Origin of the sequence: Bacteroides propionicigenes (assembly GCF_018390535.1) — a bacterium.
GTDB classification, from domain to species: Bacteria; Bacteroidota; Bacteroidia; order Bacteroidales; family Bacteroidaceae; genus Bacteroides; species Bacteroides propionicigenes.
On the sequence record NZ_JAHBBW010000004.1, the window covers coordinates 318,139 to 333,362 of the forward strand.

Here is a 15,224-nt window from a genome sequence, read left to right on the forward strand (position 1 = left end):
ATTAAAGATTATAATGTGGATATATGTCTTTGTGTGCGTAAACCCATTCTGCAAGTTCTCGAACCATAGTCTCATAATCAGGGATGAGGTAAGGAAACTCGAAATTGGTGCGCTTGAGAGACTTATCGGCATTTACGCCTTCAATAGGATTAATCTTGATGCTACTGTTGCGGAAGTATTTGTTGAAGAGTCCGCAAAGCTCGTACTTGCTGATGGAGTGATTCGGTACGGTATTGACAAGTCCGTGAGCACGAGTGAGTGCTGCCTGCTCCATAGTCTTAGCTAGCTGTAGGGTAGTCTGACCTGTCCACATAGCCTTTGTGAAACCGTTAATCTCACCTTCCTGATGGAGGAACCAGTTGAGAAGACCGATACCCATAGGATTTATGTCAGGACCTACGATAGAGTTACGAAGAGTGATATTCTTGTCGTCATTTAGTTCGCCAAGAGCCTTTGATCGATCGTAGAAAGTCTCGCCATCCTGAAAATCGCTTTCTGTATAGGAGCCTCTGCGGCCAGAGAACACACAGTCGGTAGACATGTGGATAACCTGAGTGTTTGTGTCCTTGGTTACGTCAGCAAGGAAGTGAGGGAAATATGAGTTGAGGAACGAAGCAAATGCGTGATTCTGTTCTGCAAACTGATTGAGCACGCCAATACAGTTAATGACTGTATCATAATTGCCCTCGGTGATTACCTTTCGAAGGGTTTCGGTATCAAATGCATTACAAGCAAAGGATGGAACGTATTGCGATTCGCGAAGGTCGAAGCCATAGACATCATGACCTTGTTCTTTGAGATAGAGGGATACGGTATGACCTGCCATACCATTACATCCACATATAAAAAACTTCATAATCTCTTTCCTTAAATGCTTATTGTACGGAGTTTCCTTCACCAGAGAGTTCTTTTTGAATATACTCAAGAGCCGAAATCTTTAACTTAGTTTCTTCGAGGTTCAACCGACGAGTATTATCTGAGTTGAACTCTGTAAAAACATCCCGTTTTTCGTTACCCTCTGTAAAGTATTTATCATAATTGAGAGAACGATTGTCAGCAGGCACTCGATAGAAATCTCCCATATCTTCAGCCTTAGCACATTCCTCGTTGGTCAGGAGCGTCTCATACATCTTCTCACCATGTCGAATACCAATAACTTTGATGTTTTCCTTTTTGCCACCGAAGAGTTCACAAACAGCTTCAGCTTGAGTCTGAATGGTACAAGCAGGTGCTTTCTGGACAAGAATATCACCATTTTGGCCATGCTCAAAGGCGAAGAGTACCAGATTAACAGCCTCCTCGAGAGACATAATGAAGCGAGTCATATTAGGTTCAGTAAGCGTGATAGGATTACCGTTACGAATCTGGTCAATCCAAAGAGGAATAACGGAGCCACGTGAACACATAACATTTCCGTAACGAGTGCAACAGATTTTTGTATTGCCCGAATAACGACTCTTGGCAACAGCGATCTTCTCCTCGATAGCTTTGGTAATCCCCATTGCGTTAATGGGGTAAGCAGCCTTGTCTGTACTCAAACAGATAACAGCACCTACACCTGCCTCGATAGCAGCAGTAAGCACGTTATCTGTACCAATGACATTTGTCTTGACAGCTTCCATTGGGAAGAATTCACAAGAAGGAACCTGCTTGAGGGCTGCAGCATGGAAGATGTAATCTACACCAGGCATTGCGTTCTTGCAAGACTGAAGATTGCGAACATCTCCAATGAAGAATTTAATCTTGTGGGCCACATCAGGATACTTCACTTGATACTCGTGACGCATATCATCCTGCTTCTTCTCATCACGGGAAAAAATACGGATTTCGCCAATATCAGTACGAAGAAAACGATTGAGAGCTGCGTTGCCAAATGATCCGGTACCACCGGTAATCATCAGCGTTTTACCTGCGAAAATGCTCATAATGTATTTGTTTATATTATTAAATTTATCACTACATAAATACCCTCCAGACTTGTTTTCTCGAAAAAGTTGCAATAGTGAAGAAATAGTTTCTTTTGGGTTTATTTGTCACTCAGCAAGGATTCGAGCCTTATCAACTTTAAGTTGACTTTCCAGAATGGGGTGCCTCACAAAAAAATGTTATTAAATTCGATTAATTTTCAACTATTGGCATACAGCCAAGTCTATATTTTGCGGTGCCAGGCTCAAAAAATCCCTGCAACTGTCAAAAATTCCAGTAAAAAATTTGCCATAATAATCCCATGCGGACCTGGCTTGCAGCTTCACCATGCTGATTATGCTATGATATACAGCGGCAATCTCCGCTCTTTCTGCGGGTATCCTTGTACCATTTATGAAAAAATGTTGTAAGGAACGTTATTCTTTGAACAAAATGACTGAAGAGATACTCCATGAAGAACGCCCCCTGTTTAGCACTAAAAATATTTTTTTTCAACATCTTCGCTACTATACATAATTGTTGGATTTAATTTCCAACAAAGATATAGATAGCATTTTTGAGCCCTAATTTGAGCGCTTACCAGATGAATTCAACACATAGGGCAAGACATTAAATATAAGATTGCAATAGTGCAATCATTCGGAATATATTTCATATTCAGTCAGATAAGCGGTAAGAATTTCGGCTTAATTATTGCCGCAGTAGAAGAAAACTCTTATTATGACATAATGTGAATTAGTCAAGGCTTAATCTGACAGTTACGCATAATGCTTGTTCCAATGATTTACTCATCACCCAAGACAAAGATGGGTAGTACAGTCTTCATTGGGATGGCAATAAAAAACATCGTCTTCAGGAGTTTTGCTTCCCTAAAAGCGTCTTTCCATCTCATCCCAAAATTCCCTGCGCTTGTTTATTAATTCCTTGCCATTAATTCCCTCTTTCATCGTCTCAAATTTCACAGTAAATAGCAGTATAATTCTTACTCTATTCTACCACTTCCCAAGGACACTCATTCTCCTCAAACCTCCCTAATTCCTCAATAATCTCCACCTGCTCCAACGTCAACTGTGACTGATCCCACGTATTGATAATAGCATGTGCTTCTTGAGCTAATTCCTTATCATAAACTTCGCTATAACAATAAGTCAAAAGTCGAACTTTGAGCAATGATGTCGGTAGTTTAGGAAGAACTTCCCAACTACGGTCCAATACATTCTGAATGTATTCTTGCTTATGACCGTTATCGTAAATTGTAGTGGCAAAAGCCACTAAAAGACCAAGACAGAGTTCGGCTTCCGCTTCTACAGTCTTGCCTCGAGTACCGTAAAGATCAAGAGCCTGCTCGTAAACATCACGATTCAAACGTGTGAACTGGTCAACGTAGATGGGACTTCCGTCCAACCCATAAACAAGAAGATTATGGGCTAAGGAAAATAATGAATCCATTGACTAAGTATGGTTTATGATTGATAAATTATGAATTACAAATAGAAAATTATTCAATAGGTTCAACGAGTGATGGCGAAATAAAAGTAGTAGCAACAGCCATGACACCTTCAATATTGACCACTACACGACGATCGTGGCGAATACGGACAAATTCACCTATTACCCCCTCGAATACACCACCCGTAATACGTACTTTTTGCCCTTTTGCCAAATGTAATTCGGCAGGTTCCACATAAAGAATAGCTTCCTCGTGGCTACCTGCCACAAGAATAAAACTACGCATCTGCGCATCGGGGATAACTACAGGTCGGCAAAACTCACGATTCATGATAAAACGTATAGGCATAGAAGATTCCAATTCATCTTTCAAAGCATCTATACGTTTACGAGTAGAGTGAACAAAAACAAGGTTATGAATAGCCGGAAGTAATCTACGAACACGCTTACCAGACTTTATGACATATTCATAACGCATCGGAATGAAATTCTCAATTTTCTCAGCATCCAGGATCGCTTTCAAAGCCAACTCACGACTGTAAGAAACCCGAATTGCAAACCAATTCATGTCCGATTGAGGATTAACAGTCGACGGTTGAGTACCAGAATTGCACTGTACAGCAGAAGATGTCTTTACTGAGGAACGAGACATTATAATAATAATTGTAGAGTGTAAAGTGATTAAAACCTTGTGAAAAGGGTATTCTTTAGGGACACCGGAGTAGCGAAGCACCTACCGGTCAATTTATGTAATGCAGTTATTTTCAATAGTTTAGTTAGCATACATCTTGTTTTAAAACTTCCTACCATCACGGAAAAAGAAGTAGAAAAACAGTTATGTTAGTCATTCGCTTATAAAAAGCTGAAAACGAAAGGGCTAAAAACAAAAAGTGTTTTTTAGACGTTCGTTTAAAAAACGTCAAAATTGTTCAATACATAAACCGGAAGATTTTAAATGAAACAAAGAAAATAATCAGCCCTATTAGATAGAATTAAACATCTATTATACAAGTACTTATAGGTGAAATAAAATAGCGATGAAATATATTTTTATCAAACATTTTGCACATATCAAAAACAACACGTATCTTTGTGCACATTAAACGAACGTTTAAAAAACACTTTCCCCCTACTCCATAAGCCTTTAATTTTCTGAAACTTACAACGACAATTCTCAAAACAACATTCCGATATTTGTATATTTCCATCATTAGCACTAACTTCGTATTTCATGACATGGTGTCCACTCATTAGGTATTGGCAAAAAGACATTAGATATGAGTAAAAAAACAAGTAAAAAGACAGATAAAAAAAACTGCCTGCAACAGTTATAACAAGAGTGAAACAACTATTAAACAAAAAGTTAAAGGAAATCAAGGGCCAAAAACAGGAGAGAAAATCATAATGATTTTCAAGGAGCGCAGAAAGCTTGAAACAGTATTATTGGAAATGTTTCTTGAAGGGGATATGGGAGTCGACCCACAGTATGGAACAGCGACGCTATGCCGATTTATAGCCGATTTGGACATACTGTATTCAAGGAATGGGAAGCCATTATCAATCAATACAATAAAAGGAGACATCAGTGAAATAAAGAAAGAAAAACTATACCAAACAACTGATAAAAAGCAAAAGAAAAACAGTAATATAAAATAACAAAACACAGCCGATAAATAACAATGGACAATCTGTCATGAAAAGGCCATATCTTTGCAACCGCTTTAGCAAAGATTGAGCCACACTAATAATAAAGATGCCGCTTTTCTGAAAAAGACGGCATCTTTTTTTATGCAACTTAAACGACAGCTAAAGAGTATTATAACTTATTTATCAATCCATTAATCAAACAAGATTATGAAAAAAAGAAAGCACACTTCACAACAGGAAGCGGTAAGAAAACGATGGAAAATCCATATCATGCAGGAAAAAGACTACACGGAAAACTGCGCCGGATGGATGGTAGAACGTATCGAGAGCCTCATAGACCATATGCAATACGGATGCGCACTCATCGCCTACCACAAACAGGACGGAACATTCAAACTTGTCAGGGCAACACTGTTACCCTACAAAAACGCGTTCAAGAAAGAATACGACATGGCTAAAATTACAGGCGCCGTTGCATACTGGGACATAGAACTGCAAGCGTGGAGAACCTTCCGGATGGAAAATTTCCTGGAATGGAGAGCGGTGGTCGGTTGAAAATTGATAATTGAAAGATGAAAGTTAAGAGAAAAAGGTTATGGCAATGAATTATGGGGGAATCATGTATTTCCCGCTAAACGTGAATTTCTTTGATGACGCACCGATAGAACTCGTGGAAGCCAAATGCGGGCTGGCGGGAATTACCGCAGTAATGAAACTACTCTGCAAGATGTACAAAGAGAAAGGATATTATCTGTTGTGGGACAAAGAGCAATGCACGCTGTTTGCCCACAAGACAGGGATTGAAGAGGAATCTATGGAGAAGATTATACAAATCCTACTGGATAAGGGATTCTTCGACAAGAAATCCTATGAAGAACAGCGTGTACTCACTTCCGCCTCCTTTCAGAAGGTATGGCTGGAAGCCACCAAACGAAGAAAAAGGGACTTGAAAGCACTGCCCTATCTATTGGATAGCTGTATGGGAAATGAAGAGGTTTGTACGCAGAACAATGAGAATTGCACGCAACTTGCAGACATTTTACCCGAAAATGCAAGCAATTCAGAACAAAGTAAAGTAAAGCAAATAAAAGCAAAAACAGAAGAAGGAAGTCCCGGAGAGGATTTTCTTCTGCCTGTACCGGGGTATGCCTACAACAAGCAAACGCACAATTACGACGGGCTGATGTTCACCCTGCAACAGATGAGAATCATAAATCCGGAGGAAGTCAACGCGATTCTGCGCCTGTCAGACTACGGAAGGCTGAAGGGGTATGTATGGCAAGTGATACACAGCACACGATGGAGCGATATTGTCGCCAAAGGAAAATATCTCATTGCGGCGCTGGTGAAAGAGAAAAAGAAAAATATGCAGTTAACATCATTGGATACATGATGTTAACTGCATTGATATAACGATATTAACTAAATGCGCTCTATTCAGTTTACTTGATTGCTGCGATGATATTAACTTATACGTAAGTCTCAAGCAACTTCACGCTGCCACCTTCCGGAACGATTGTCACTTCCTGAATAGCTGCAGGCAACAGCACAGTCTCACCGGCGCACAGAGTTATTTCGTTCCGATTGTCATCTGTCAGACGGCAAGTACCTTCCACACAAATAAAGATTACGAAAGAATCCAGTTCCGAATAGTCGCAAGTTATTTCCTCCGTCATGTCGTACACGGACGTAGTGAAGTAAGGGCTTGCTACCATTTCAACCGGCTCATTCTGTATGCGATCGTATTCTGTACGGAAATCATCCTGCACATCGGCAAAGTTAATGGCATCCATGGCTTGGCCGGTATGCAGTTCGCGGGATTTGCCGTCTTTATCCTTACGATTATAATCGAAGATACGATAAGTTATATCGGATGTTTGCTGAATTTCGGCAACAAACGCTCCGGCACCGATGCCATGCACACGACCGGCAGGAACATAAAATACATCTCCCGGCTCGATGGCACAAGTCTGGAGGACTTCGGCAAATGTTCCGTTATGTACTCTGTCTTTATATTCTTTCGGAGTTATTTCTTCGGAAAAACCGGAAATTAATTTCGCGCCTTTGTCCGCAGCAATAACATACCACATTTCGTTTTTACCAAAACTGTTATGACGCTTCTTGGCAAGTTCATCACCCGGATGTACCTGAATAGACAAATCCAACTTGGCATCAATAAACTTTATCAGCAATGGAAATTTGTTTCCAAATCGTGCGTAATTCGCTTCGCCCACCAATTCGTCTTTGTATTTACGAACCATTTCGGGCAAGGTATACCCTTTGTCCACACCATTGGCAACTACCGATTCACTATCTTCTACTGCTGAAACTTCCCAACTCTCACCTACATTCGGCAGAGTTTCATTCAAGTGCTTGAATGGGATAATCTTGTCGCCACCCCAAAGTGTTTGTTTCAGGATAGGCTCAAATTTTAGAGGATACATTCGTTGTTTCTAATTAGTACAATTCAATATTGTTACAATTCTTTTTTAGATTAACGCGACAAACATACAAAAAATATCAATTTGTATTCCAATTGTTAAACGCTAAACTTTCATAAAATGTTCTCCACATTTCTTCTCAATTACTTGGGGGAACAAAAGAATTTCTCTTTATTTGCAAGAAAATTAAATAATACCATTGAATTATGATAGACACTACCCCAACAGAAAGTAATTTGTCCGGTCTGGACAAAAAAGACTTTCAGAAGAATATCAACAATCAAAAAACAGATCTATTTATCCTCAAAAATGCTCAGGGCATGGAAGTTGCCGTAACCAATTACGGCTGCGCGCTTCTTTCGATTATGGTTCCCGATAAAAACGGGAAATATGCCAATGTAGTTTTAGGACACGACAGCATAGATCATGTAATCAACAGTCCCGAACCTTTCTTAAGTACAACGATAGGACGTTACGGCAACCGGATTGCCAATGGAAAATTCACTCTATATGGAGAGGAACACCAATTAACCATTAACAACGGGCCTAACTCATTGCATGGCGGGCCAACCGGTTTCCATACCCGTATATGGGATGCGGTTCAGCCCAACGAATCAACTGTTATTTTCAACTACACATCTGCCGACGGCGAAGAAGGATTCCCCGGTACTCTGGAAGTGGAAATGACTTATCGTCTGGAAGACGAGACAAACGCTCTGGTTATAGAATACAGGGCAACAACCGATAAAGCGACCGTCGTCAATTTAACCAATCATGGTTTCTTTAATCTTGCGGGTATTGCCAATCCTACCCCCGATGTTCTGAATAACATCATCACCATCAATGCCGATTTCTATACTCCTATTGATGAAGTGTCCATTCCCACCGGAGAAGTTCAGAAAGTAGAAGGTACTCCAATGGATTTCCGTACCCCTCACAGCATCGGTGAACGCATTAATGACAAATTCCAACAATTGATAAACGGTTCCGGATATGACCATTGCTACGTATTGAACAAGACGGAAAGCGGAGAGTTAAGCCTTGCCGCAACCTGTACCGATCCCGTCAGCGGACGTACAATGGAAGTATATACTACTGAAAATGGCGTACAACTTTATACAGGAAACTGGCTGAACGGATTCGCAGGTGCTCATGGTGCCACTTTCCCGGCAAGAAGTGCGGTATGCTTTGAAGCGCAATGCTTCCCGGATACCCCCAACAAAGCTCATTTCCCGTCAGCCGTATTACTCCCCGGAGATGAATACCAACAAATCACGATTTACAAGTTCGGTGTACAAGAGTAAATAAATGAACTAACTAACCTAATTATAAACTTATAAATTTTTCAAAACCATGACACAACAAAAACAGAATGGTAAACTCATCGCAATCATAACGATGATTTTCCTTTTTGGTATGATCTCATTTGTTACTAATCTTGCTGCACCGATGGGAATTGTACTTAAAAACCAATTCTCCGTATCCAACGCATTGGGTATGCTGGGTAACTTCGGTAACTTCATCGCATACGCAGTAATGGGAATACCAAGCGGTATCTTATTGCAGAAAGTAGGATATAAAAAGACAGCGCTCATCGCGGTAGCCATCGGCTTTATAGGTGTGGGCATCCAGTTTTTGTCCGGACACTCCAGCCCGGAAATGGCATTCGCCGTATATTTGATTGGCGCATTCATCGCAGGTTTCTCCATGTGCTTGCTGAATACGGTTGTAAACCCGATGCTGAACAAATTAGGCGGTGAAGGTAATAAAGGTAACCAGCTCATCCAAATCGGCGGCTCTTTCAACTCTGTAATGGCAACTATCACTCCGATGTTCGTGGGTATCCTCATTGCAGGTTCTATTGAGAAAGCCACCATTTCTCAGATATTCCCTGTGATGTACACGGCAATGGCGGTATTTGCACTGGCATTCCTTGTACTGTTGTTCGTTCCGATACCGGAGCCCAACGCCGCTACAACCACAGAGCCTATCGGCAAGTTGATGTCCGGCGCTTTAAAGTTCCGTCACTTCATCTTGGGAGCTATCGCAATCTTCGTATATGTAGGTATTGAAGTGGGTGTGCCGGGTACACTGAACCTCTTCTTGACCGACCCTGTAGAAAAGGGCGGCGCAGGCATCGCATCTACCATCTCCGGATTCGTAGTAGGTACTTACTGGTTCCTGATGCTGATAGGCCGTCTGGCAGGTGCATCATTGGGCGCTAAGATTTCCAGTAAAGCAATGCTTACGTTCACCTCGGCTTTGGGTCTGGTTTTGGTATTCCTCGCCATCTTCTCATCTACTGATTCTCTCGTAAACCTACCGGTACTCCAACAGAGCGCTACCGGCGGCTTGTCATTCGGACTTGCAGAAGTACCCATCAATGCCATGTATCTGGTATTAGTCGGACTGTGTACTTCCATCATGTGGGGCGGTATCTTCAACCTTGCAGTAGAAGGTTTGGGTAAATATCTGGCAGCCGCTTCCGGCTTGTTCATGGTTTTGGTATGCGGTGGCGGTATTCTTCCCGTTATCCAAGGTTTAGTTGCCGACATGGCAGGCTTCATGGCAAGCTACTGGGTAATCATCGCAGCCCTTGCATATCTGTTGTTCTACGGACTGATAGGTTGCAAGAACGTAAACAAAGACATTAAAGTTGATTGATAGATAATACAGGTAATAGATTTATTCACCTTAAAAAACAATATCATGGATATAGAATACGTAAGAAACCGTTTCATCAAGCATTTTGACGGAACAACAGGAGCTGTATATGCTTCTCCGGGTCGCATCAACCTAATCGGTGAACATACCGACTATAACGGTGGTTTTGTATTCCCCGGAGCAATCGACAAAGGTATGATTGCAGAAATAAAACCGAATGGCACAAATACAGTGAAAGCTTATTCCATCGACTTGAAGGATTACGTGGAATTTGGTCTGAACGAAGAAGATGCTCCCCGCGCCAGCTGGGCAAGATATATTTTCGGTGTATGCCGTGAAATGATTAAGCGTGGCGTAGAAGTGAAAGGATTCAATACCGCCTTTGCAGGTGATGTACCCCTGGGTGCAGGTATGTCCTCTTCCGCCGCATTGGAAAGTACTTATGCATATGCACTGAACGACCTGTTCGGCGACAATAAAATCGATAAGTTTGAGCTGGCTAAGGTAGGACAGGCAACAGAACACAATTACTGTGGTGTAAATTGCGGTATCATGGACCAGTTTGCTTCCGTATTCGGTAAAAAGGGCAGCCTCATCCGTTTGGATTGCCGTTCACTGGAATACCAATACTTCCCGTTCGAACCGAAAGGTTACCGCTTGGTGTTGGTAGACTCCGTTGTAAAACACGAGCTCGCTTCTTCTGCATACAACAAGCGTCGCCAAAGTTGCGAAGCCGCTGTTGCAGCCATCCAGAAGAAACACCCGCACGTAGAATTCCTGCGCGACTGCAATATGGAAATGCTCGAGGAAGTTAAGGCTGAAATCAGTGCGGAAGACTTTATGCGTGCAGAATATGTAATCGAAGAAATCCAACGCGTGCTTGATGTTTGTGATGCATTGGAAAAAGGCGACTATGAAACAGTAGGCCAGAAGATGTACGAAACACATCATGGCATGAGCAAGCTGTATGAAGTAAGCTGCGAAGAGCTTGACTTCCTGAATGACCTTGCCTTTGATTGCGGTGTAACCGGTTCACGCGTAATGGGTGGCGGATTCGGCGGTTGTACAATCAACCTTGTAAAAGAAGAATTATACAGTACATTCATTGAAAAGGCCAAAGAAGAATTTAAGGCTAAATTCAACAGAAGCCCGAAGATTTATGATGTTGTAATCAGTGACGGTGCACGTAGACTGGAATAAATAAAAACATGATAAAAGCAATAGGGTGATAAAGTGGGGAACCACAATATCACCCTATTTTTTGTTACTGATATTGTCCTGCATTTTGCGTAGATAGAAAAGCTTCAGGATTCAGGTTTTATACTTGAATCCTGTTCTCAAGTATAGTAATAAATTGATTAAACAAAAGTACTATTTTTTCTTGATATACGGAAGAACGGGGAAGATGATTTGAGATACAGATGATTAAAGGATTTTTAAATGATGTGTAAACGCCACGAGAAACCATGAAAACGCCAATTGAAGCCTGAACTGCGTTACCTATTCGTGACCAACGGAATTCAGGCGCTTTATGGCACAATATCAGGTAATAAGTGGCTGAATACCTAATAATTGTCGAAGAATTTTCGCCTTTGGATTTATCCTCTCCGGTCTGCCGCGTTTTGCATACATTCCATCAGCTCTACCCGAATTAATTTTGTAATCAAAAAAAACGAGTAGAGTAATGAGAAGTACATTTTCGACAATCTTCTACCTCAAACGACAGGTAGTGAAAAAGGACGGTACGGTGCCCATCATGGGGCGTATCACGGTGGACGGGACACAGACGCAATTCAGTTGCAAGCTGACTATCGACCCTAAGATTTGGGAAACCAAGACGGGACGGGCAACGGGCAGGAGCACCGTTGCGTTAGAAACCAACCGTATGCTGGACAAAATCCGGGTGAAGATAAACACCCACTATCAGGAAATCATGGACAGGGACAACTTTGTCACGGCTGAAAAGGTAAAGAACGCTTTCTTGGGGTTGGAGCACCGATGCCACACGTTGATGAAAGTCTATGAGCAATTCACCGCCGACTATGCCAAGATGGTGGAAGCCGGGATGAAGTCCAAGAAGTCATACGAGAAATACCTTGTGGTGTACAAACACTTGAAAAAGTTTCTGATGCAACGCTACCATGTGCAGGACATCGCCTTGAAGGAACTGACCCAGTCGTTCATCATGGACTTCGACATGTTCCTGCGCACGGAAAAGCATTGTTGCAACAATACCGTGTGGATTTACGTCTGTCCGCTCCGCACGATGGTTTCGGTAGCCATCAGCAACGAGTGGTTAGTGCGTGATCCTTTCCACGATTACGAAATCAAGAAGGAGGATACGGTTCGCACATTTCTCACTAAAGAGGAAATCCAACTCTTGATGGACGGAAAGCTGAAAAACGCCAAGCAGGAACTCTACCGCGATATGTTCCTGTTCTGCATCTTCACGGGATTAAGCTTTTCGGATATGCGCAATCTGAGAGAGGAGAACATCGTGACTTATTTCGATGAGCACCAATGGATAAAAATCAACCGCCAAAAGACGGGAGTGGAATCAAATATCCGTCTGCTTGATGTTCCCCTCCGCATTTTGGAAAAGTACAGGGGATTAAGCGAAGACGGCAGAATATTTCCCGTTCCGCATTATATGACGTGTCTTCACGGCATTCGTTCCGTAGCCAAAAGATGCGGTATCACGAAGTCATTCGGCTGGCATGTCTCGAGACATACCGCCGCGACCACCGTGCTGTTATCCAACGGAGTACCGATTGAAACGGTCAGTTCCATACTCGGTCACAAGAATATTTCCACGACTCAAATTTACGCGAAAATCACCAAGGAAAAGCTCAACCAAGACATGGAGAATCTGGAAAAACGATTGGGGAATATTGAAAGCTTCCTGCCGGATTCACTCAAAAACGGAAAGGAGGACAATGTATGTGGCGCGACACGATAATGGTAGAAGAAGATAACCGTATTGTCGCCACGGGTGGCAATGGGTGGATGAATGCCGGGGAGATAGCCGACCTTTTCAACATTACGGCGGCAAGTGTGAACCGTGCCGTGAAGCAGGTGTTGAAAGCGGACGTATTGAACGATTACGAGGTGGTGAAGTTCGTCCGTTTGGATAACGGATTGCTGATGGAGTTCTATTCGCTGGAACTCATCATCGTGTTGTCCTACAAATGGAACACGTTTTACACCAACCTTTTCCGCAAATGGATGATGAAACGTATGTTTGAGTCAAGGAAAGAAATCATCCCCATGTTCCTATCCTCCGCACAATCGGACAGAGAGGAATTCTGTTGAAGAAAATATGTCAATGATTCTAATACAACAATATCATCCTCATTACGAGTTCCCTTTTGTAACTCGTAATGAGGATGCCCGACAAAACACACTGCAGGTCTCTATTATGTCGGAACTTGCTAGTGTGAGGGGTGTATGATTACTTACAATTCATCAAACTTTTGAACGAACCCATTAACGATGGATACCATATGTTGAATATATTCTTTACGCTTTTGAGGAGAAATTAACTTGTATGTTGGCGTTGTTCCATCTAAATCACTGAAGCAAAATGCAAGTTCACCAGATTCTGAATTAAAATATTTGTAATAAAGCCAATATTCATTTGAATCGCCATCAGATTGCTCTACCGAATTTAATGCTTTGACTTTATCTTTTATGACTTTAGAGAATTTGCCATTAGAATTGCTTATCCCATAACAAATAAAGTCATCATAATCACAATTTATCCCTAATGGAATACCAGACTGTGAAGTAAAATACAAGTTGAAATAAACTTGCCTTTTCCGTGGTCCACCATGAACTGCATCATCTATCAACTCGTTTTCAATTTCTTCAGTTATAGTGTACCCTGCCAGAACCAATGCATCAGACAACTCTTTCCAAAAGTCGTGAATGGTATGCCACTGAATATGTTTGAAATTCTTTATCAAGAACATCGCGCTTTCCAAGTTGTCGGCATTTTTACCGACAATGTTCATAAGTTCTATTCTTTCAGAAACGGAAGATTCGTTATTTGTCATTTTTTGCAGTAGGTTTATATATTGGTTTATAGACTCCCGAAGTATCGGTTTAGCATAGCTTTCTTTGGCACACTCCTTCAGCCACTCAATGATTTCAGAACCGTAAGAAATACACTGTACTTTTTCCACCAATTCGGGATATTTTCCGCTTGTGGAAACACTTTCTTCTGTCGGTTCGTGTTGGTCGAGCGTAAGATAATAGATGTCGATATTATCCTTTGAATACCCTTCTTCCAAAGCTTCCCGATAATATTTTTCAAGTTGCCCTTCTCCTTCGTGGTTGCTATCCGTTGCGTCTATCTTGTTTTCAATAATCACCGCAGACTCATTTCCCTTGCGAATAAAGATGTCTATATGCTTAAATTCTGAGGGATTTAAGTAGTTGGGCGATATAGATATTTCGGCATCGTCCACTTGCATATTACTTTCTACCACTCCAAGAAATAAGGAAAGAAATGTGTTTCCCATTTTGTGTGGTGCTCTCGGGTCAAGCAGAACAGAGATAAACCGGGAGTGTAGGTTCTTCTCATCTCGCTCATTCAGCAAAATGGGAAACAGATTAAATGTTTCCTCTTTGCTTTGTCGTTCGAGTAGTTTCAATCGCAAAATATTAACTTCTTGGAGAAGAAAATCAACGTGGTTCATATTATCGAGAAATTAAGGCAAGATTATTTTTCTGATTCAAACACATAATTTGTTAGCAATTTATGTAAGCGACCGGGTTTTGACTTTTGGGGTTGATTACGTTCCATACGCATTTACCAATGTATGGTGATTCGGATAATTCAGTACCCTCAAATTCATACCGATTTGACCATTTAGGATTTTCTGATTTATACCAACGTATTGGTTGGAAAACAGCCACCACTATTCCATGCACAATGGCAAAAACGAGGTTGGATTTTTCCGCCCGTTCTTTACTAAGCACCCAGTAATGACGTGCGCGGTCATAGTTGTCGGCACGTTCACTATTATCGTAGGTCTTGCTGATATTGACACATACGATATGGTCGTTGGGGTTAATCTGTATATATTCCATAAG

General features: G+C 41.6%; 14 protein-coding genes. 7 read left to right on the forward strand and 7 right to left on the reverse strand.

Features of this window, described 5'->3' with window-relative positions; genetic code table 11:
- Nucleotide 1 precedes the first annotated feature (1 nt).
- From KG118_RS08230 to KG118_RS08245, 4 genes are all read right to left on the reverse strand, one after another.
- Nucleotides 2–856, reverse strand: coding sequence for a sugar nucleotide-binding protein (locus KG118_RS08230; RefSeq protein WP_117712678.1), 855 nt, complete (start codon nt 854–856; stop codon nt 2–4).
- Nucleotides 857–875: 19 nt separating this feature from the next.
- Nucleotides 876–1,925 carry a polysaccharide biosynthesis protein gene (locus KG118_RS08235; protein ID WP_117712680.1) on the reverse strand — a complete coding sequence of 350 codons (1,050 nt, stop codon included), beginning with the start codon at nt 1,923–1,925 and terminating at the stop codon, nt 876–878.
- 988 nt (nt 1,926–2,913) lie between these two features.
- The gene (locus KG118_RS08240) at nt 2,914–3,375 is read right to left on the reverse strand and encodes a UpxZ family transcription anti-terminator antagonist (protein WP_117712682.1); all 462 of its coding nucleotides are present in this window, start codon (nt 3,373–3,375) and stop codon (nt 2,914–2,916) included.
- 49 nt (nt 3,376–3,424) lie between these two features.
- Nucleotides 3,425–3,943, reverse strand: coding sequence for a UpxY family transcription antiterminator (locus KG118_RS08245; protein ID WP_117712710.1), 519 nt, complete (start codon nt 3,941–3,943; stop codon nt 3,425–3,427).
- A gap of 1,286 nt (nt 3,944–5,229) precedes the next feature.
- Between KG118_RS08245 and KG118_RS08250 the strand changes: the two genes are divergently transcribed.
- Nucleotides 5,230–5,577, forward strand: a complete 348-nt coding sequence (locus KG118_RS08250) for an SH3 beta-barrel fold-containing protein (protein WP_117712684.1) — start codon at nt 5,230–5,232, stop codon at nt 5,575–5,577.
- Between the two features lie 40 nt (nt 5,578–5,617).
- Nucleotides 5,618–6,415 (forward strand): DUF4373 domain-containing protein, encoded by a 798-nt coding sequence (locus KG118_RS08255; RefSeq protein ID WP_117712685.1) that lies wholly within the window; start codon nt 5,618–5,620, stop codon nt 6,413–6,415.
- A 76-nt stretch (nt 6,416–6,491) separates the two neighbouring features.
- On the opposite strand, the gene KG118_RS08260 is transcribed toward KG118_RS08255, so the two are convergent.
- A complete protein-coding gene (locus KG118_RS08260) occupies nt 6,492–7,466 on the reverse strand; it encodes a type I phosphomannose isomerase catalytic subunit (protein ID WP_117712686.1) in 975 nt (324 codons plus the stop codon).
- Between the two features lie 203 nt (nt 7,467–7,669).
- Between KG118_RS08260 and KG118_RS08265 the strand changes: the two genes are divergently transcribed.
- The 5 genes from KG118_RS08265 to KG118_RS08285 all read left to right on the forward strand — a co-directional run bounded on the left by KG118_RS08265 (nt 7,670) and on the right by KG118_RS08285 (nt 13,439).
- A complete protein-coding gene (locus KG118_RS08265) occupies nt 7,670–8,767 on the forward strand; it encodes an aldose epimerase family protein (RefSeq protein ID WP_117712687.1) in 1,098 nt (365 codons plus the stop codon).
- 49 nt (nt 8,768–8,816) lie between these two features.
- The gene (locus tag KG118_RS08270) at nt 8,817–10,127 is read left to right on the forward strand and encodes a sugar MFS transporter (RefSeq protein ID WP_117712688.1); all 1,311 of its coding nucleotides are present in this window, start codon (nt 8,817–8,819) and stop codon (nt 10,125–10,127) included.
- Nucleotides 10,128–10,172: 45 nt separating this feature from the next.
- Nucleotides 10,173–11,327: a galactokinase gene (galK, locus tag KG118_RS08275; RefSeq protein ID WP_117712689.1), complete on the forward strand. Its 1,155-nt coding sequence runs from the start codon at nt 10,173–10,175 to the stop codon at nt 11,325–11,327.
- A gap of 484 nt (nt 11,328–11,811) precedes the next feature.
- A complete protein-coding gene (locus KG118_RS08280; protein ID WP_117712690.1) occupies nt 11,812–13,086 on the forward strand; it encodes a site-specific integrase in 1,275 nt (424 codons plus the stop codon).
- Nucleotides 13,068–13,439, forward strand: coding sequence for a hypothetical protein (locus KG118_RS08285; RefSeq protein WP_147331375.1), 372 nt, complete (start codon nt 13,068–13,070; stop codon nt 13,437–13,439). The genes KG118_RS08280 and KG118_RS08285 overlap by 19 nt, the downstream gene beginning before the upstream one ends.
- 143 nt (nt 13,440–13,582) lie before the next feature.
- Here the strand turns inward: KG118_RS08285 and KG118_RS08290 are convergent, their stop codons facing one another.
- Both KG118_RS08290 and KG118_RS08295 read right to left on the reverse strand, forming a co-directional pair.
- Nucleotides 13,583–14,827, reverse strand: a complete 1,245-nt coding sequence (locus KG118_RS08290) for a PDDEXK-like family protein (protein ID WP_117712692.1) — start codon at nt 14,825–14,827, stop codon at nt 13,583–13,585.
- 52 nt (nt 14,828–14,879) lie between these two features.
- Nucleotides 14,880–15,221 (reverse strand): hypothetical protein, encoded by a 342-nt coding sequence (locus KG118_RS08295; protein ID WP_117712693.1) that lies wholly within the window; start codon nt 15,219–15,221, stop codon nt 14,880–14,882.
- Nucleotides 15,222–15,224: the final 3 nt, after the last annotated feature.

What these genes read in the sequence shown, in the direction of transcription:
- KG118_RS08235 (WP_117712680.1), bottom strand. Translation starts at nt 1,925, where the DNA reads ATGAGCATTTTCGCAGGTAAAACGCTGATGATTACCGGTGGTACCGGA.
- galK (WP_117712689.1), top strand. Translation starts at nt 10,173, where the DNA reads ATGGATATAGAATACGTAAGAAACCGTTTCATCAAGCATTTTGACGGA.
- KG118_RS08245 (WP_117712710.1), bottom strand. Translation starts at nt 3,943, where the DNA reads ATGAATTGGTTTGCAATTCGGGTTTCTTACAGTCGTGAGTTGGCTTTG.
- KG118_RS08280 (WP_117712690.1), top strand. Translation starts at nt 11,812, where the DNA reads ATGAGAAGTACATTTTCGACAATCTTCTACCTCAAACGACAGGTAGTG.
- KG118_RS08240 (WP_117712682.1), bottom strand. Translation starts at nt 3,375, where the DNA reads ATGGATTCATTATTTTCCTTAGCCCATAATCTTCTTGTTTATGGGTTG.
- KG118_RS08270 (WP_117712688.1), top strand. Translation starts at nt 8,817, where the DNA reads ATGACACAACAAAAACAGAATGGTAAACTCATCGCAATCATAACGATG.
- KG118_RS08230 (WP_117712678.1), bottom strand. Translation starts at nt 856, where the DNA reads ATGAAGTTTTTTATATGTGGATGTAATGGTATGGCAGGTCATACCGTA.
- KG118_RS08255 (WP_117712685.1), top strand. Translation starts at nt 5,618, where the DNA reads ATGGCAATGAATTATGGGGGAATCATGTATTTCCCGCTAAACGTGAAT.
- KG118_RS08265 (WP_117712687.1), top strand. Translation starts at nt 7,670, where the DNA reads ATGATAGACACTACCCCAACAGAAAGTAATTTGTCCGGTCTGGACAAA.
- KG118_RS08250 (WP_117712684.1), top strand. Translation starts at nt 5,230, where the DNA reads ATGAAAAAAAGAAAGCACACTTCACAACAGGAAGCGGTAAGAAAACGA.
- KG118_RS08285 (WP_147331375.1), top strand. Translation starts at nt 13,068, where the DNA reads ATGTGGCGCGACACGATAATGGTAGAAGAAGATAACCGTATTGTCGCC.
- KG118_RS08290 (WP_117712692.1), bottom strand. Translation starts at nt 14,827, where the DNA reads ATGAACCACGTTGATTTTCTTCTCCAAGAAGTTAATATTTTGCGATTG.
- KG118_RS08295 (WP_117712693.1), bottom strand. Translation starts at nt 15,221, where the DNA reads ATGGAATATATACAGATTAACCCCAACGACCATATCGTATGTGTCAAT.
- KG118_RS08260 (WP_117712686.1), bottom strand. Translation starts at nt 7,466, where the DNA reads ATGTATCCTCTAAAATTTGAGCCTATCCTGAAACAAACACTTTGGGGT.